We start from the raw sequence: 18,369 nt of genomic DNA, 5'->3' as shown, positions 1-18,369 counted from the left end.
GGCTTATGCAGGAACTGACGCAGATATCGCTTGAAAATGAAATGGACCTGATCCTTGCCCACCGTCGTTCTATGCGGCTGGCGGAACTCGTAGGCCTGAGTGTGCCCGCTCAAACCACTTTTGCTACAGCGGTTTCCGAATTGTCGAGAGGGGTGATAGAAGACAATGCAAAAGGGATGATCGTTTTAGGTGTTACATCAGACAAGCAGGGCCATTATGCCGTTGTGCGGCTTCACCACCGCCCGTCCGGTAAGCAATTTCGTAACAACGGTCTCGATCAGGCCCGGAAACTGGTGAGCAATGTTGTTGTAAGTACAAAAGATGCAGAAGCCGTCATAGAACTGTTCTATTATTTCCAGCCTGTCAGCCGCATCGATGTCCGCCGCATCGATGAGTGGCGCGGGCTGTTTCGCAATGAACCTCCCATGTCGGCTTACGAGGAACTCAAGGGTAATCATGAAAAGCTGCGTGACCTGTCGGAACGTCTGCAACGGAGCGAATCACAATACCAAACGCTGGCAGGAACCTTACCGATGATTATTTTCTCGCTTGACTCAGGCGGGAAATTCAGTTATGCCAACCAGTGGCTTGAGACTTTGACTGGCATGACTACAGAGCAATTGAATAATAATGGCTGGGCTTCGGTTGTACACGAGGAAGACCTCGCCGATTTCAGAAACCTTATTTCAGGCGGAGCGGGTACTGTTACAGATAGGAAGATCCAGGTACGCCTGGGCAAATATAAAAGCAACGACTATTTCTGGCACCAGGTATCGCTGACCCCGGTTTATAATGAACGGCAGGAACTGCAGCACTGGATCGGCTACATGGTAGATATTCACAACCAGAAAGTATACGAGGAAACACTGCGCAAGAATATCGAACTGCGCGAATCCCATGAGGCGATGGAGCGTACACAGCAGATCATGGAAGAATATATCGACCGGCTGAGTATTTCCAACCAGGAGCTGCAGCAGTTTGCTTATGTGGCATCCCATGATCTGCAGGAGCCCACCCGGAAAATATTATTTTATACAGACAAAGTCCTTTCCAGGCATGCGCATACCCTTAATGCCGAAGTTGCATCTTATGTGGGAAATATCCAGTCAGCTTCCTATCGTATGCGTGACCTGATCCACGACCTGCTGCTGTATGCACAACTGAACAGCACACCATCTGCATTCGAGGAACTTGCACTTACGGATATAATGCATGAAGCCGTTGGCGACCTGGAAGCTGCGATCCAGACATCCGGCGCCCGTATCTCGGTGAGTGCTTTGCCTGTTATCCGGGGCGACAAAAACATGTTGCGGCGGTTGCTTATTAATATTATTTCCAATGCAATCAAATACGCCAAGCCCGAGGTTGCACCGCAGATAGATATTACTGCGTTTACAGGCAATGGAATGGTTTCGCTTTCTTTTAAAGACAATGGTATCGGTTTTGAGCAGCAATATGCGGACAAGATATTCCTGTTGTTCCAGCGCCTGCACTCCAGAGACCTTTATTCCGGTACCGGTGTAGGTCTGGCTATCTGTAAACGGATCGCCGAAGCGCACGGAGGAACGATATCGGCAGTGTCGGAACCAGATCTGGGTAGTGTGTTTACCGTTACATTTGCTCAAACCATTGCGGCGGATGAATGAAAATTATACCATACTGATTGTAGACGATGATGCTGAGGATCGTGGGTTTATGCTGGAGGCTATGAAAGAACTGGGCGCCGCCGATCTGATCGGTTTTGCAGAAGATGGTGAAAAAGCATTGACAATACTACAGCGGCGGGCTAAACAGGGCAATCTGCCAAAGCTTGTTGTAATGGATTTGAATATGCCTAAACTTAATGGCACGCAAACGATAGAACTGCTGAAACAGGATGTTGAACTTGCGCAAATACCGGTTATGATCCTGTCCACTTCCATCAACCGTTTCGAGCAGGAAAAAGCGTTGTCCCTCGGCGTACACAGTTACCTGATCAAGCCGTTTACTTTCCTGGAAGCTATTGAGACCGCACGGGGATTCATCGGGTTTGTTTCATAACAGCATTGCTTTACGCCCGGTAGCTATCGGTATTTAAAAAAGTATTCAGTAAGAATTACTAGGAATTAAACGTATAAGCATCAGCACCCGGAGATACTACATCAAATAATGTATCCGTTTTTACATCCAGCACTGTCAGTTCCGGTTTGTTCCATTCTTCTTTGGCAGTTTGAAATTCGCTGATTAACGGATTGTTCATATTGAATAACAGTTGGTTGGTGTTAAATATAATGCAAGATAATTAACAGGGAAAATAAATGCGACTGTTTTTTGAGAACAGAGCCATTTAAAATGAAAATCCCTGTTCTTCCAGATGTGCCAATACCTGTGCCGACAGCGTTGCCTGCAAAGTTCTGATGCTCTGAACGCTTGTAGCACTTCTGAACCCTGCAAAAGGTTCCAGTAACTGAAGGCCGTTCAATACGCTTTCCCGTGAAAAAAAACGTTCAAAGATAAAATCATAACGTGAAGAGGAGAGTTCAGCGGCCATAATACCGGCTTTATTACGTGCCCGCCTGATCATATCCGGCCCGTAAGGCAGTTTATCTCTTCGCCACCGGATCTCGGGTGGAACAATTCCTTCGATGGCTGCACGGATAAAACCCCGTCTCTGGCCATGAGCTGTGTACAGGTGCACAGGTGCATCGGTCATGAATTCCAGCAGGTCCCTGTCGAAAAAAGGATCACATGTGGTTATGCCATACCAGGCATTCCTGTTTGCAAGTGCTCCTGTTATGCGCCCGAATTTGCCGCTATTGGTATTTTTAATCAGGTTTTCATTCGGATGCCTTTCCGGCCTGTCAGTGAGTCTTGGCAGATATTCCTTTAAAAAAGCAGGTTTAAAATGTGAACTGACTGCAGGGTGTTGCGGTTTACGTACAAATGATCTGGCTGTATTCCACAGAGGTGTACGGCTCAGGTATTCGTGTTTGATCGTATTGAATAAACTGATGTTGTCATAAACAGATAAAGATTTGACTATGCGCAGCGCCGCAGGGAAGGCACCTTTACTGATGAGCGGGTAAACTCCGCACTTTGGTGCGCTCACAGCGCTGTCGCCGCCCAGGCCTGTGAAGAAAGTACGGACCCCATTTTCTTTCGCCGCAGTGAGGAGGGCCTGTTCCAGGTAGAAATAAGCATTGGGGATATTTTCATCAGCAGCAAAAGCATTCCCCGCCGGATCGAATGGCCCGGTATCGCCTGCATCTACAAAAGTGGATATGATGTTGGGATACATCCTGGTCATTTCGCCGATATAATACCGTTCATCGCTTTCAATACCCTGGTAACCGGCAGGGAGCACAGAAGTGAATGTATACAAGGGTTTGTTTTTCGCAGCCAGCGCCTGCGCCAGAATACCTGCAATGGTGCCGGAGTCAAGCCCCCCGCTCAGGCTGATGCCTGTGTTACCTGCATCACTGATCCTTTTTTCTACGGATCTGATCAGCAGGGTCCGTAACTGTGTTATCCATTCATCGTCTTTGCTGAACCTGTATTTGTTCCGGGCTGTGAGTTGCCAGTAAGTCTGCACGGTACAGATTCCCTGGCTGAATAAAAGTGTTTTGCCACCGCAGAGCGCCCGGATTTCTTTTACATAAGTATGTTCCTGCTTTCCTCTCAGGAAATGACTGTTGATAAGATGTTCCTCATCAAAAACCGGCTGCTGCATTACAGCAAGCACCCCCTTGATCTCACTGCAGAAAACAAAACGATCGGTTCCGGTAAAATAAAAAAAAGGCCTGTGCCCGACCGGATCAGTAGCGGCGAAAAGTTCGCGTGTCTCTTTATCAAGGATAACGAATGCGAATTCGCCATCCAGGTATTCAGGACATCTCTTTCCCCACTTACGATAGGCCAGTAATATTATTGCTGCATCAGTGAATTGTAAATTCTCCTTTACGCCGGTTCCCAGTTGTTTAATGAGCGTTTCCCGGTTATCGAGCCGGCAGTCAGCAACGATCACAAGGTTTCCGGATTCGAACGGTAGTTGTTTGGCTTCCTGCTCCCGGTACAGGTTCAGTCTGCAGAAGCCGAGCCCGGCCCCGGGATCATGCCAGCTGCCTTCGCCATCGGTTATGCGATGTATAAGACGGGCGCGTATTTGCTGCAGCTGATCCGCAATCGCCGGATATTCATATTTATGCAGGATACCATAAACAGCGCTCATGGAACAATATTAATGTAAATAATGAAGAACCCGGTTTCAGGCTCTTACAAACCATGTGGAAGGTATTCTACAGCTACCTGATCTGGCCGCTGTTTTTTAACAGCTGAAACATGACAACCGAAAATTTAATTGGATTAGGTGCCGGGATCATTACCGGTTTTTCAATGGTACCGCAATTGATAAAAGTGCTGCGCGAAAAGAAAAGAGGTAACCTGTCGCCTTTGACCATTGCTATATTACTACTCGGGCTGGTACTTTGGATCTGGTATGGTTTTCTGAAAAAGGATCTGCCCATCCTCATTACCAATGGTTTTTCGGCACTCGTCAATCTTGCTTTACTGATCAGCTGCTTTGTATGGAAGAACAGGTAGCGGATGAAAAATTTCTACACATCTTTCTGAAATAGTTTAAGGTTGCTGGCACAACTATTTGTTTGAATGCCTAAAGCGATATCATGTCAACAACTCAATCTTATACACTTATTACCGGGGCTACCAGCGGCATTGGCTATGAACTGGCTAAACTATTTGCAGCAGACGGCAATAACCTGGTGATCGTGGCACGTCATATAGAAGATCTGCAGCGTGTGGCTGATGAACTGAAAGCGGCATATAATATTGATGTGATCGTTTCAGCGCGTGATCTGTTCCTGCCTTCGGCACCGTTTGAATTACATATGGAATTGCGGGAAAAAGGTATCGTTGTTGATACATTGGTCAATGATGCAGGTCAGGGGCAATTCGGTGAATTTTCGGAAGCAGATATACATCGGCTGCTGGACATTATTCAGCTGAATATTTCCAGCCTGGTTGTACTTACAAAACTTTACCTCAACGATATGCTGGAGCGGGGTAGTGGTAAGATACTAAACCTTTCTTCCATTGCCAGCCGGTACCCTGGCCCATTCCATGCTGTTTATCATGCAACGAAAGCATTTGTACAATCTTTTACAGAAGCGATCAGGGATGAGAATAAAGATAAAGGAGTTATTATTACTGCATTACTCCCGGGAACCACTGCAACAGATTTTTTCAATAAAGCCAATATGAATGATTCCAAAGCCGTACAGGAAGGAAAAATGGCTGATCCTGCAACTGTTGCGAAAGACGGATATGAGGCACTGGAAGCAGGCGATGATATGGTGATCTCCGGCTTTAAAAACAAATTCAACCTGGCAATGGGTAAACTAATGTCGGACGAAACCAAAGCCGCTCAAATGCATAAAATGCAGGAGCCCGCAGATACTGAAAACCATTAATTAATCATCTAAAAACTAATCTTATGCTTAAATGGTCATTTGCCTTTTTCGTTATTGCACTTATTGCCGCTCTCTTCGGATTTACCGGCATTGCCAGTGGCGCCGCTTCCATTGCAAAGACGCTGTTCTTTATCTTTATTGTGATCTGGCTCGTGCTGCTGATCCTGGGCGCAACATTATTTAAAAAATAGATTCTTCGGGTAAATAACCCGGAAATAAAAAAGCGATCGTAGTTTTTTACGAGCGCTTTTTTATGCGGAGGACCACAAGTATTTGGAAGAAATTTCGATTCTCTGAGCCGGCTCCAATTCATTGCTTCCGGTAACTCAGGCCGCTGACCTTGTCTTTCTTCTCTCGCTGATGTCTCCCGAAGGGGACTCAGCGCAGCGAACTTGTGACTTCTAAAGTTGCTGATAAGTATGGAAGATCGACTCAAACAGATAATTCATCTGAAAGAGCAACTTTGCCACGGTTTTTCCGTATGATCCTCGAATAAAGTGAGATCTCTTTATCGAACAGGAAACGGAAAAATAATTTGGTCCATGAGGTATGATATGCCAGTGTATCATAAAATGCAGGTGCTTCTGACCTTATTTTTGGTAACTTGTTCCAGGGCACGGAAGGGAAGTCGTGATGTTCATTATGAAACCCTACGTTGAAAGAGATCGAATTGAACGCGCCGTAATAACTGTAGGTTTCCTGCTCGCCGTGCGTAAGATAATGTTCCTGTATCCAGCGTGCGCCCAGCGGATGCAATCCTACCGAAAAGAAAAAACTCAGCACCAGGAAAGCAAATCCTTTAACGCCGAACAGGCAGATAGCCGTAACAAATACGGCCTGCACCGCAAAGTTCAGAACCACCCAGCCGTCGAAAGGTTTGATCTCTTTTAATCGAGACAAACGGAACAACTGGAAAAAAGGATAAAATAATAACCAGATCACCTTACCAATAAAATAATTATTGATCAGTTTCGCTTCCCAGTGATTGGGCAGATCGCCATCAAGGTCATGCACACCCTGGAAGGAGTGGTGCTTGATATGATACCGTTCGAAAGAAACAGAACTTGGGAAGATCAACGGCATATTGGCAAAAATGCCGGCGAGCCGGTTTGCGTTCCTGCTTTTGAAAATAAGCCTGTGTGCACATTCGTGGATCATGACAAACAGCGAATGATCGGCAAACGCACCTATAAAATAAGCTGCGGCAATAATCAGCCACCATGAACTTTCTGCCAATAGCCAGGTCAGCAGCAGCTGGATCAGCACGAGCGCTGCAATAGCAAAAATAGTAGTTGGATTTTTACCGATCAGTTTACGGATATGCGGATGCTCACGTAAAATAGCTTTTGTTCTGATGCGGTGTGGTTCGGATGTTTCGGAATAAACGAATTCTTTTTTAGAAGGCATGAATTCAAGATAAGCTTATTTCAACCATATAGCGGTTAAAAAGAGATTAAAACAGTAAAAATGAATACCGAATAATTTTACAACTAGTCCAGTGTTTAAACATCGGCAACTGATTAATTATAACAATTGCTTAAACGGGGAATAGATTCCCCGTTTAAGCAATTGAATCTTGAATGTTCTTTAATATTTTATTTCTACCCTTGTTGTGTTTGTTTTGCTGTAAGCCTTGCCTTTACACACATTGCATGTGTTTTTGACAGTATAAACGCCGATGGTTGTATATTTTGGTGTGAAGACCAGTGCGCCATTGCTGTAATTAGGAAGGTTGTAGTTAACGCTGGCTGTAGAACCAAAAGATACCTGTGCACTTTTGGTGGTGCTCGAACCACCGGTTCCATTGCATGCTGAACAGAAAGATTCCGAAAAGCTTTCCTCAAGTGTATAATCACGTACTATATAATAGAAACCGTTTTTTTCGATCGCATAGCCTGGTGCCATACCTGCCTCTGTTGCAAGTGCAAATTTCCCGCCCGATACAAGTACATTGTCGCCTGCCTGTATGGCTGCTTTCGGCATCATGCTGCCTTTCAGCGTTCCGGAAGCAGTAGTTATTTGTGTCCGGCTGATATCGCCCGGATAAAAGGTGATCAGCCTCATGTAGGCTTTAGGTCTTTTATTAAGTATGCTATTGTAAATGCCGATTTTGGCTGATTCTTTTTTCCTGTACTCCTGCATAGACTTGCTGAACATGGTTGGCTCAAACAGCGAGGCAGTAGGGCGGAACTGAACGCCGCGGAAGCGAACACTGTCATAATAGGCCGCCGTTCCGTCTTTTTTAAATGCAACAGGATATGAGGTGCCTGAAAAAGTTTCAAATGAGATCCCCCGGAACCATTCTAACCCATTGGTATAACCCTTAGACCTTGCATATTCTGCCGGGGCCTGTGCAAAACTCAGTTCAGCATTCCACTCTTTTTCATTCCTGTTACCTGTAAATTCAGCGGCAACCGGTATGGCATTTGTACCGCTATCAACCTTCCAGCCATAACCAACCGGCTGCCCGCTGACCCAGGGAGCATAATAGTTTACAGGTTTTTTTTCATAGGATACTACCCACTCTTCGGTGCGTTTTCTTTTGTTTACCACCAGTTTAAATACCGGGTGCATTTCAATCCGTGTTACGGGTGTCAGTACAGACGAGTCTGGCAATAACGCAGCCAGTAAGGATCTGGGTGAGATCTGCTCGCCATTTTTCCAGAACCCGGGATCGCGGAACCCGTCTTTATATACAACGGTTCCCGGTCCGTAAGGAAGGCCATTGAGTGTGAAACCATAATAGGTTGAAAAAATATTGACGTTGAGCGTGTCGAAAACAGCCTTATTGATATCCGGCAGCAATTGTTTGATCACTGAAGTCCCTTCTGCCGGGATCTTCCAGTTTCCTTCCAGTACGTCTGCATGAAAGCCGAGATCGGAGAACTGCTTTACTTCCACGCCTGCCATCAGCAGGCCAGCCTGCAGACTGGTACGGTAAGCATTCTTGTTATATACCGAAAAACCGGTTGGTTTTCCATAATGAAATTGTCCTTCGCAGAAACTGCCCGGAACAGTAGAATTATCACTGGCATTCAGCGCTACATACATCGTTCCATAACCGTGGGGGACCAGTTTCAGCGGATTGCCCGGATCGAATGAAACGTCTCCGCTATAAAAAATAGTAGGCTTGAAATGATCATCGTAACCATAAACAACCAGGCCGTTTACCGGCTTGCCTTTTATAAACTCACCCCTGAATGCATAATGATAGAGGTCATGGTTCTCAAAAGTTCCTGTTCCATGCGGCATTCCTTCTTTCCATTCGCCTGCATATTTTATCATTCCGTTATAGCCAACAATAAAAGTGCCTATGCCATCCGGAAGGCCATTTTTCAGCTGGCCGGTGTAACGGTAATTTTGCGGCTTGCCTGTAAACGGGAAATGCAGGTATTCCCCATACACGGAATCCAGTCCTGATGCAGATTTATGTATTGGTTTATTGTAGAGATAATTGTAGAAATTGAAATGTACGGATTGCGCACTGGATGATAGCGCAACAGCTGAACATACCAGTATCAAAATCCCGGTTATTTTTTTTCTGAACATGCTCGAAATATTTGTCAGTAAAAATCATTCAGTCCCGAACCGGCAGTGAATCATGTTTGCCGGCTCAGGATTATTGTATACTATTTACGTATCGGCGGTAATTCATAACGTGTGTCATACATACCACCCGCCAATGAGTATTCTTTTTCTTTACCGGTCTTGTCTACGTAGGTCTTCTTTCCGTCTTTTGTTACTGCTGCCTGCCCGTCGTAAAATGGATAGGCGCTGGTATATATGAAGGGAATAACAACTTTTCCTGCGGCATTCATATAACCGTATTTGCCATCTTTATACAGGTTGATCAATCCTTCTGTATATTCAGCTGTTTCATTGCCGTATTGCTTTTCGTCCACACTGATCTTATTCTCATAAATACATGGGATCACTTCTTTGCCTCTTTTATCCAGCAAACCTGCAGTGCCGAAACGGTTGAATGGATCCGTTTTCAGTTCTGCAACGGCAGTGAAATAGGAAGTGGTATCGCCATAGCCGGAAATACGCAGGTATTTCATATCTGTAAGCAGTTTTCCGGTTTTGTCGGCCAGGCCATAACGGGCTTTTATTTTTTCCCTGAAGTCGGCTGTACTCATGCCTGCCTGCTCATTGCCAAGGATGATTGCGTTCTTGAAAACGCTGATCCTCCCATGAACGGGCTGAAGGATGAACTTCGCATTTTTATCCATCAGTCCGTACAATGTTGCGCCGGCCACTTTAGGATTCGCTACGCCAACAACATAAAATCCTTCCGGGTAAGTTACAATACTTGTGTAAACCGGCTCTGCCACCCATTTGCCTGTTTTATCGATTATGCCATATTTCTTTCCGAGCGAATCTGCAGAAGCAAGCAGACCGTTGTTCAGGCCATAATAGTTATTCCTGGCAAGGGGGATCTTTCCGAAGGGTACCAGTTCCTGGCCTGTAACAGTAATGATGCCCGCCTTGCCATTCAGCTCCGCATACAGGATACCATTCTCAGGTTTACTCAGGTGTCCGTAAATAAAAGGAAGCAGGGTTTTCCCGTTTTTGTCGATCATGCCTTTTAATCTTCCCAGCGATACAATCGCATAGCCATTATTAAAGTAAGCAGCATGATCGAATACAAAAGGCGTAAGCCTGTTCAGTTGTTCGTCTACCAGGGCATACGAAGTGTCATGAACGGCCATAAAAGAACGTCCTTCTGCAAACTCCGATATGTACTTGTAAAGCGGGTCAAGCAGGCGGTAACCATCTTTATCGGTAAGTCCTACTTTAGCAGACATGTCACTCTCAAACAAATCCCAGTCATCATCTTCATCGTCAGCCGGAACAGTTGCAGCGGATGTTTTTTTACCGGTAGCGTCGTAATAATAACTCTGCATTTTTCCTTTGGGTGAGGCAACCGGTTTCGCAGCAACCGGCCCTGCAAATGCAGAGGTCTTGTTAACGATCTTTCCTGGCAATACAGCGTCATTGTTCCATTGTTTTGCCTCAAAATCGTCGAACAGGATCTGTTGCCTGTGGTAAACAATAAACCCTGTTCTGGCGCCCAGCGGTACATTCTTCAGTGTGGCTGTATCTACAATATTCTCGTTCAGGTAAAAAGTGTAATAATCGCCGGTTACATCGATGCGGAGTACATTGGGGCTTCCTGAACCTGTTCTAACAAACTGGCTTTTTTTCCAGCCTTTGGAAACCGGTATCGTAATGGTGCCTGAAGTAACGATTACGCGGTAATAACCATTACCCGATACGGCGAATTCGATACCGTTACCGGCACCGATTCCTCCGTTAACAAAAATTCCATAACCCCTGTCTGTTGACCCGGAGAACCAGGTAGCGCTGGCACTTACGGAGTAGGGCAGGCTCCTGTTTACCCATAAATTCCGCATGCTTTTATAACCACCGACGGACTTATTAGTAAGGATATATTTTCCCCCGGTTACTTCATATTCCACGGAATCTGTTTTGTTAATGGCCCAGCCAAAACGGTTATCCGTAAAATCATCTTTAAGGATAGTAGTGGACAACATTTGGGCAGAGCTGGAAAAAAAGAATAATGTGAGCAGTGCAGCAGTTAAATATCGGTTCATTACAAAATTTTGGGTGAAAAATCACATAAACCCATGGCGCGTGCAATACTCCATTCGGATAGTCTGTAACATTTCATTTGCAGCTCGCAGATATTCTTTATTTTGATAAGGCTTATGAAATGCTTTCTGCTGCTTTTTATGTTGTACCTGTGTGCCGGTGCGGCTACCGGTCAGTCCGTACACTGGCCTGCCCGTTATTTCAATGCCGGTAATGGCCTGCCGCAGAACACTGTGTACGATATGGTGCAGGATGATGAAGGCTGGTTGTGGATCAGCACCGATAACGGTGTATGCCTTTACGATGGTTACCAGTTCCGGCATGCAGAACAGCTGAAAGGGGGAGCAGCACTGGAGCGCGGCGCTGCTTTTTTTCTGAAGGAAGGCCCGGTTCTGTGGATTTTTCAGAAAAATAATATTGCGAAATATGATCTGCGTCAAAAAAATATTTCAGTATATACAGCTCCTTCAACAGGCTTTACGCTGATGTATCCTGTTTTTTCAGACAGCTCCAGGATATTGTACCGGTCTGGCCATATTTATGCATTTGATAAAAAAACAGGACTCACTAAGCCCGCTACCGAAAAGGAGCCCGCTTTCCGGAAGATCTGGACAATCGATTACCCGAAACTCAAAACCAATGATTATTATGCGCTGCACCATGACGACAGTCTGGGCGGACTTTATCTTGCAAGGCTGGATACATCAAGCCTTCGTATCAATGATATAAGAACGCTTCCGGACGGTATCCGGGATTTCTGCAAACTCGGACGGGCGTTTCTGTTCATCGACACTAAAGGTGTCATTTATCTGGCTGAAGACCAGGATGCACCACTTCGACGCGTTGCAAATTCAGATATACTTGCCGACCGCTATCATTCTCTGGTAAGTGTGCAGCTGGATGATCATACCTATGTTATAGGGATCGGAACGGATGTTTTTCATGTGCAGACGGGAAACGGGTTTTCAATACGCCGCGTCACACAAACCGATGGCAGTTCGCTGGTACAGAAAGGTAAATTGCTTTGCCTGCTCAAAGACAGAACCGGTAATGTATGGATCGGTACCAATGCAGAAGGCCTTGTACAGATCCCAACGCCTGGCAACAGTTTTATGCTATACCGGTCTGCACAACCCGAAAAGAATTTTATCCGCACCATTCATACAGATGCTTTTACGGGAGATATATGGGCAGGATTGTATTTCGACAATGTCGTGGTGTTCGACAGGTATGGCATGCAGAAAAAAGAACTGACCGAACGTATGGGCAGAATGCTGGGAAAACATGGCGTTATTAATTACATACATCAATTGAGCCGGTACGAATTACTGGTATTTGCGGATCTGCAGAAAACCTTTTATGTGAACCTGGAAAAAGGAACCGCCAGGCTTTGTGAAGTAGTCAGGAACGGAATTTCAGATACGGCTTATTTCAGGATGATCAAAAGTCTCTCTTTTGTAACGCCTTTGGGCAATAACCGCTTCTGGCAATTGTTCGATATGGCACTGCACAGGATCAGCTACCGTAACAATAAGATCTATATCGATTTTGTAGTGGATCTCCCTTTAGGAGCCAGCGCCCTGTATGCGGAAAATAATAACAGTTTCTGGATAGGTGTTACCGGCAAGGCGATACAGGTAGACAGTACCGGACAAACGCGCGACAGCCTGTTGACAGAGCGGGGATTGAAAGTAACTGCCATTACACGTGATAAAGCAGGGCAGCTATGGATCGGTACCAATTACGGACTTTTTGTTTTCAATAAAGGCAAGCTTGTGCAAACATTTACCCGGAAGAATAACTTGCCCGATAATTGTTTTTATGCACTGGCGGCAGACAGCACCGGCCATGTCTGGGGCAGTACAAACCGTGGCCTCATCCAGTTCGATATATACACAATGCGTTTCGCCGGTTTTTCAGAGAAAGATGGTTTGCAGGGCAGCGAATTCAATACCGGTGCGATGTATAATGCAGCCGATGGAAGAATATTCTTTGGTGGTATATCGGGGCTCAACGCTTTTTATCCATCTATGTCAGACACTACACAGCGCCAGCTGAAAGTATACTTCACCGGAATGATGGCGGGCGATAGCGTGCTTTTCAGTCCGTTCGATATTTTGCCCGGGAAGATCAAACTGCCGGCAGGAACCAACAGCCTTTCGGTATCTTTTTCGGTATTCAACTTTTTTACACCCGGCGCTAATGAATACGAGTATCGACTGGGAAACGAAAAAGAATGGCTTTCTGCAACCGGCAGGAATGACCTGCAGTTGGTTCTCACTCCCGGGGAATATAACCTGCAGGTACGGATAAAGGGCAGGCCGGATTCAATGACATCGGTACTCATTTACCTGCAGCCCCCTTTTTACAGGTCCTGGTTATTTGTGATCGCATGCGCAGTGCTTGTTGTTTTTATTGCCGGGTTAATCATTTACCTGTATACGCGCGCGCAGTACCGGAAAAAGATTGCAGCGCTAGCCCTGCGTGAAAAAGTGCAGCAGGAAAAAGAACGCATTTCCCGTGAGCTGCACGATGATCTCGGTGTAAAAGCGAACCTGCTTTCTTACAATGCATCCTTGCTGATCGATCATGCTGGTACAACAGATAAAAGCATCGGCATGCGAATCAAAGATGCAGCAGATGATATGCTGCTGGCATTACGTGATACCATGTGGACACTCAAGCAGGAACAGATCAGTACCACGGAAGTATGGCTCAGGTTTAAGAATTTTATCAGTAAAATGCAGCGCAGCTACCAGCAGATCAGTTTTACAGTAGAAAATGAGTCAATCACAGAGACCTTACTCGCATACAATGACGCACTTAACCTGATCCGGATACTCCAGGAAACGACGAATAATGCAATCCGGCATAGTAATACCACTGTGATTCATTTTTCCGCTTCGTCAGAATCCGGATATACAACTTTTACAGTACGGGACGAAGGCCGTGGTTTTGCAGAAACAGCAACAGGCTTGGGGGATGGCCTTGCGAATATGCGTTACAGGGCAGGGCAGTCGGGCTTTCTGCTGGAAGTGCAGTCGGAAAAGAGCACCGGTACTACTATAACGGTTCGCGTATAGTTATCCGTTTGGAGTATAATCCGCAATGCGGGAATAGTTATCTTAGTGCTGTTGATGTTACTAAATTCATAACATGCCGATATCCGTAGCCATAGTAGACGATAAACCTTCCAACAGGCAGATCCTTAAAGACAAGCTTCTCCGCCATGGTCACTTCAGTATTGTAATGGCGGCCAGCGACGGAAAAGATTTTCTGCTTCAGATGCAGGGACTGCCGGAAGCCGCGCTGCCCGATGTAGTGCTGATGGATCTGGAAATGCCCAATATGGACGGCGTAGCGGCTATTGCTTCGGGTTCTTCTTTATACCCGGCCTGCAAATTTGTGGTACTCACGATTTTTGACGATGAAGATAAAATATTCAAAGCCATCAAAGCCGGAGCCAGCGGCTACCTGCTGAAAGATGAAAGCGCTGCCAATATAGCTGATGTGCTCTGGCAGATGTATGAAAGTGGTGTAGGGCCGGTTTCGCCAGGAATTGCTTTTAAAATTTTACAGCTGGTGCAGAAGAATCCAGACATTTCTTTCGGAAAACAAAAGCCGGAAACCGTTCCGGACTTTTTCCAGTTAAGCCAGCGTGAAAAAGAAATACTTCAGTTACTGGCCAAAGGCCTGGGCTACAAAGAGATCGGCGAACAGCTGCATATAAGTGTTAATACAGCGAAGAAACACGTGATCAATGTTTACCAGAAACTGCATGTCAACAGCCGCGCGCAGGCACTGAGACTTGTGTATGAGAAAGGAATGCTGTAAACCTAATTTTTCTTATCGGTGAATTTCAGGTAAGTAAGTTCAAACCTGTTGTTCTTTACCGTGCCCTGTATTTCTGCTTTGCGGATCTTATTGCAAAAACCTGTTTCCTTATCGTGCGCATCTCCGAAGGAATCTACATCTGCGCCATCTACCCAGTAACTTTTGCCATTTACGCGAACAGCGAGATGACATCCTTCGCCTTTCATTTTAAACTGGCATTCCCCGCAGGAAACTTCTGCAATCCGGACTTTTTTAGCCGGGTCAATTTTTGAAAAATTTGCTTTTTTATCCTGTGCAGATCCGCATACAGATATGAGTACGAGTGAAAGAATTGCTATAAGGTGTTTCATTGTATTTTATTTTCTTACAAAATACATACTATTTGGTATCGGAAGCATACGAATCCCGATTTCGGATTTTAAAGCGATTCCTTGTTGTGTTTAATCAGTTTAACAAGAACCGGCCCTTGCCCGCCGGCATAGTCCAGCGCAGAACAGAAACGTGCACTGCGTATGGATTCTTTTATTTCCGCGATATGAGGATCGTTGTATGGTAAGGTTGCTTTTCCGCCTGTGATCAGTTGTATCAGATGCTGATCAGTTAAGGGATGTCTTTCAAAAAAGGGTGTTTGATCTTCAGTTGTATCCGGCAATATTTCCGGTGCCGGTATATTTCGTGCAAGCCAGCGGGTTTGCATATATTGGCGTACCCTTTCTTCCATCCGGGAGAATGCATGGTTTAATGATCTTGTGCCATCTGAACAATGCGTTTCGATTACGAGGTATAGACTGTCTTTTTTCAGCAGGTAACCGTTGATCACCAGTTCATGCAGCTGCACACGATCATTCAGGATGCCGGCAATCAGTAGTTCATATTCGTGGTCCGTCAGCTGCGTTTTCCAGTTCCCTGCTTTGAGTAATACGCCAACCCTCATCAGGTTTGGATCTGGATCTTTGGACGAATAATCAGTAATGCTTTTGTTGCCCATCGGAAATACGAATTACGCTTGTTGATTTAATTGAACTGCCTGCGCAGCAGCCGTAAACGCTGCCTGAAAAGATGTTAGGCCCGTCTGCGCTTTATTCAATTTTATGCTGGCTGCATTTAACTCAAGCGTAGCTTTGCCTGCCGCGATAGCAGTCTGCTCGCACGCAAGATTTGCATTGTTATAAGCCTGCTGGTATAATTGCTGTAACGACATATCATTCTTGTTTTTACCAGCGGTCAGCTGTAAAGACTTTATCTGTGCTTTGACGGATGTTGCGGCAGTTAAAGATGACTGATGGCCTGAAATTGCAGTTACGGCAGTTTTCATAGCCGCCAGCATTGATGCAACCGCATTGTTGGCATTATTTCCCGCCTGGCCGGTCAGGTTGATCAGTTCGTCCGAGATCAAAGGGTTCAATGCCTTTTTCCGGATGATAAGGTTTGCCATTTTATTGAGGAGTTCTGCTGCGCAGATAAGTTTGCCGGTGGTGTTTTTGAGTTCATGTGCAAATGCAAGACTTTTTGTGGTGGTGGTTTCCATTTCATGGTAGACCTCGTCTGCGCTTTTCTCAAGGTTTTTTATTTCCTGTGTCAGTTCATTCACCAGATTGAGGTTAGCATATGCCCTGGTACGCCCGGCCTCTGCTGCTTCAAGAAAAGATCGCGTAAGCTGCATTTTTTCAGAGAGACTGCTAACAACCACCTTTTTCTTTTCAACATTGTGTTGTTCTTTGTTTACTTTTTGCGCCAGTGTATTAAGCAATGCTATTTTGCTTTCGGAAATGCCATATTCTTGAGAAGATAGTTTCATTATTTGCTGGTTGATTGATTCCATTGTTATAATTGGCTTATTTCGATGAATAAATGATGGCTTTTACATCCTGATAGCCAGACCAGTTGTTGGTAACACCGGAAACGCCATCAGTACCGGGCCACACAGACAGGATCACCGGCAGGTAACTGTTGCCATTGATCAGCCTGTTACCCGAAATATCTGTCGTGTTATTATCTATCTTAACATTCCATTGCGTTTTGGTAGTTGCTTTTTTTGTGCCGTTTTTTTTAATGATAGCTGTTGTTTTATTTGCAACCAGGTAACTATCGGCAGTTGCTTCCAGGGCAATGTCTATGTTGCAGACAAAATCCGGCTCTGACTCTCCGCTGTTGCCAGAGTACATGGGGTGGGGTAAAAATATACACCGGTATTGAACGGAATCCGCATACGGGAAGTTTTCTTCCACTTCAAAATGCAGCAGCATAGGGTTATCGGTATCCTGTATAATGCTCTGTGCATTCACCGCAGGCAACGGGCTGCCAAATTGAAAAGATGCCGAAGGAGCCGAGAGGAAGTCGTCAAAATCGTTCCGTCTTTTCTTGTAGGCCTCTGTATAAGATCCATATACAAGTACGGCGTATTTCCACCCTGCAACTACAGGATCTCCGTCTGTATCCCGGAGTTGATTACATGAAAGAGTACATGAATGCATGGTGCTGCCATTGTGAAATGGCTGGCCGGTATTTTCCTCCCATTGGTTCTGCACTGCATTTTCTGCATGAGATATATCAACCAGGTACTTCTTTTCGTCTTTTACTACTAGTACATGGTAAGCGTTTACAGGATTTTGCAGATCTGTTGTGGAAAACGGACTTTTCAACGGGGTGAAACTAACCGTACATTTATCCAGGGATATATTGCTGACCCTTAACGAAAGGTTCAGTAAGTCATTTGTAAATTCATGTGACTGCCTGGCGGCGTCAAGAACTGCCTGGCTGTTTTCAAAATTAGCCTGGGCTGCTTTTGCTCCGGCGTTCAACCATGTCAGCCGGTCGGTTTGGTCTTTCTGTAACTGCATGGCATATGAAAAATCATCGTTGGCCGATTCTTGTATTTTGGTCATGCAGCCATGCACCCTGCCGGCATTTTCTGCCAGCACAATGGGAACCGCGGCGATCTGCGCCAGTATTTCCATGGAATGCTGAGCGCCGGTTTCTGCCATCAATGCCGTTTCATTGAGCAATGTTCTTAACTCGGCCGCCTGGTTATACATTTCACTATCCATGTCAGCTGCCTGAATAATTGAAAAAATACTGTTTATATCACTTGCTAAAGTTATGATTGCAGTTGTTGCGGTCTGAACCTCAACTGCTATGGCAGCGGCAACATTTGCCGATTGTTTTATGCACAGACTGGCATGGCCGGCCGACTCTGCAACAGCATTGCTGGCGTTGGTGCTAATTGCCGTCTGCTCTCTTACCCGTTTTTTTTCCGACAGGCCTTCCTGTGTTTGGGCTAGTTGCAGAGCAATAGCAACAGCGGCTTCCCGGGCATGATAAAGGGTTAACATGGCTGCATCATTGGCAGCTTTGGCAGTATCGTCTTCCAACTGCGCCTTTTCTATGCAGGAAATGATTGTGTTGCGGAAGTTTTGGGTATAGTTGCTCATAAGTGTCAGGGAATTAGAACAGT

The 18,369-nt window shown here is 45.5% G+C and carries 16 protein-coding genes; 7 read left to right on the top strand and 9 right to left on the bottom strand.

Annotated features, from left to right (window positions below; all coding sequences use genetic code 11):
- The first annotated feature begins 5 nt into the window (after positions 1–5).
- A complete protein-coding gene (locus B5D42_RS10840; RefSeq protein WP_078831524.1) occupies positions 6–1,646 on the top strand; it encodes a sensor histidine kinase in 1,641 nt (546 codons plus the stop codon).
- Positions 1,639–2,040: a response regulator gene (locus tag B5D42_RS10835; RefSeq protein WP_078831523.1), complete on the top strand. Its 402-nt coding sequence runs from the start codon at positions 1,639–1,641 to the stop codon at positions 2,038–2,040. The genes B5D42_RS10840 and B5D42_RS10835 overlap by 8 nt, the downstream gene beginning before the upstream one ends.
- A gap of 58 nt (positions 2,041–2,098) precedes the next feature.
- Here the strand turns inward: B5D42_RS10835 and B5D42_RS17870 are convergent, their stop codons facing one another.
- Positions 2,099–2,239: a hypothetical protein gene (locus tag B5D42_RS17870; protein WP_176112977.1), complete on the bottom strand. Its 141-nt coding sequence runs from the start codon at positions 2,237–2,239 to the stop codon at positions 2,099–2,101.
- 87 nt (positions 2,240–2,326) lie between these two features.
- On the bottom strand, positions 2,327–4,207 hold the full coding sequence (locus B5D42_RS10830; protein WP_078831522.1) for an asparagine synthase-related protein: 1,881 nt from the start codon (positions 4,205–4,207) through the stop codon (positions 2,327–2,329).
- Positions 4,208–4,317: 110 nt separating this feature from the next.
- Here B5D42_RS10830 and B5D42_RS10825 point away from each other — a divergent pair, with 110 nt between their 5' ends.
- The 3 genes from B5D42_RS10825 (at position 4,318) to B5D42_RS10815 (ending at position 5,656) form a co-directional block, all read left to right on the top strand.
- Complete coding sequence (locus B5D42_RS10825) at positions 4,318–4,578, top strand: SemiSWEET family sugar transporter (RefSeq protein ID WP_078831521.1); 261 nt, start codon at positions 4,318–4,320, stop codon at positions 4,576–4,578.
- 83 nt (positions 4,579–4,661) lie between these two features.
- Complete coding sequence (locus B5D42_RS10820; protein WP_078831520.1) at positions 4,662–5,465, top strand: SDR family NAD(P)-dependent oxidoreductase; 804 nt, start codon at positions 4,662–4,664, stop codon at positions 5,463–5,465.
- 23 nt (positions 5,466–5,488) lie between these two features.
- Positions 5,489–5,656 carry a DUF1328 domain-containing protein gene (locus B5D42_RS10815; protein ID WP_078831519.1) on the top strand — a complete coding sequence of 56 codons (168 nt, stop codon included), beginning with the start codon at positions 5,489–5,491 and terminating at the stop codon, positions 5,654–5,656.
- Between the two features lie 241 nt (positions 5,657–5,897).
- Here the strand turns inward: B5D42_RS10815 and B5D42_RS10810 are convergent, their stop codons facing one another.
- The 3 genes from B5D42_RS10810 to B5D42_RS10800 form a co-directional block, all read right to left on the bottom strand.
- Positions 5,898–6,872, bottom strand: a complete 975-nt coding sequence (locus tag B5D42_RS10810; RefSeq protein WP_078831518.1) for a fatty acid desaturase — start codon at positions 6,870–6,872, stop codon at positions 5,898–5,900.
- A gap of 180 nt (positions 6,873–7,052) precedes the next feature.
- Positions 7,053–9,014, bottom strand: a complete 1,962-nt coding sequence (locus B5D42_RS10805) for an MORN repeat-containing protein (protein WP_078831517.1) — start codon at positions 9,012–9,014, stop codon at positions 7,053–7,055.
- 80 nt (positions 9,015–9,094) lie between these two features.
- Positions 9,095–11,083 (bottom strand): WG repeat-containing protein, encoded by a 1,989-nt coding sequence (locus B5D42_RS10800; RefSeq protein ID WP_078831516.1) that lies wholly within the window; start codon positions 11,081–11,083, stop codon positions 9,095–9,097.
- Positions 11,084–11,197: 114 nt separating this feature from the next.
- Between B5D42_RS10800 and B5D42_RS10795 the strand changes: the two genes are divergently transcribed.
- Together B5D42_RS10795 and B5D42_RS10790 are read left to right on the top strand one after the other, a co-directional pair.
- On the top strand, positions 11,198–14,164 hold the full coding sequence (locus B5D42_RS10795; protein ID WP_078831515.1) for a sensor histidine kinase: 2,967 nt from the start codon (positions 11,198–11,200) through the stop codon (positions 14,162–14,164).
- A gap of 73 nt (positions 14,165–14,237) precedes the next feature.
- On the top strand, positions 14,238–14,915 hold the full coding sequence (locus tag B5D42_RS10790; RefSeq protein ID WP_078831514.1) for a response regulator transcription factor: 678 nt from the start codon (positions 14,238–14,240) through the stop codon (positions 14,913–14,915).
- Positions 14,916–14,917: 2 nt separating this feature from the next.
- Here B5D42_RS10790 and B5D42_RS10785 read toward each other — a convergent pair whose 3' ends face one another.
- From B5D42_RS10785 to B5D42_RS10770, 4 genes are all read right to left on the bottom strand, one after another.
- A complete protein-coding gene (locus B5D42_RS10785) occupies positions 14,918–15,265 on the bottom strand; it encodes a DUF6370 family protein (RefSeq protein ID WP_078831513.1) in 348 nt (115 codons plus the stop codon).
- 68 nt (positions 15,266–15,333) lie between these two features.
- Positions 15,334–15,903, bottom strand: a complete 570-nt coding sequence (locus B5D42_RS10780) for a hypothetical protein (protein WP_078831512.1) — start codon at positions 15,901–15,903, stop codon at positions 15,334–15,336.
- Between the two features lie 12 nt (positions 15,904–15,915).
- On the bottom strand, positions 15,916–16,713 hold the full coding sequence (locus B5D42_RS10775) for a hypothetical protein (RefSeq protein WP_139367110.1): 798 nt from the start codon (positions 16,711–16,713) through the stop codon (positions 15,916–15,918).
- A 37-nt stretch (positions 16,714–16,750) separates the two neighbouring features.
- Positions 16,751–18,346 carry a hypothetical protein gene (locus tag B5D42_RS10770; protein WP_139367109.1) on the bottom strand — a complete coding sequence of 532 codons (1,596 nt, stop codon included), beginning with the start codon at positions 18,344–18,346 and terminating at the stop codon, positions 16,751–16,753.
- Between the last annotated feature and the right edge of the window lie 23 nt (positions 18,347–18,369).

Origin of the sequence: Sediminibacterium ginsengisoli, assembly GCF_900167075.1 — a bacterium.
GTDB lineage: Bacteria > Bacteroidota > Bacteroidia > Chitinophagales > Chitinophagaceae > Sediminibacterium > Sediminibacterium ginsengisoli.
Note: the sequence above shows the minus strand (reverse complement) of the source record. Positions and strands in the feature narration are given on the sequence as shown.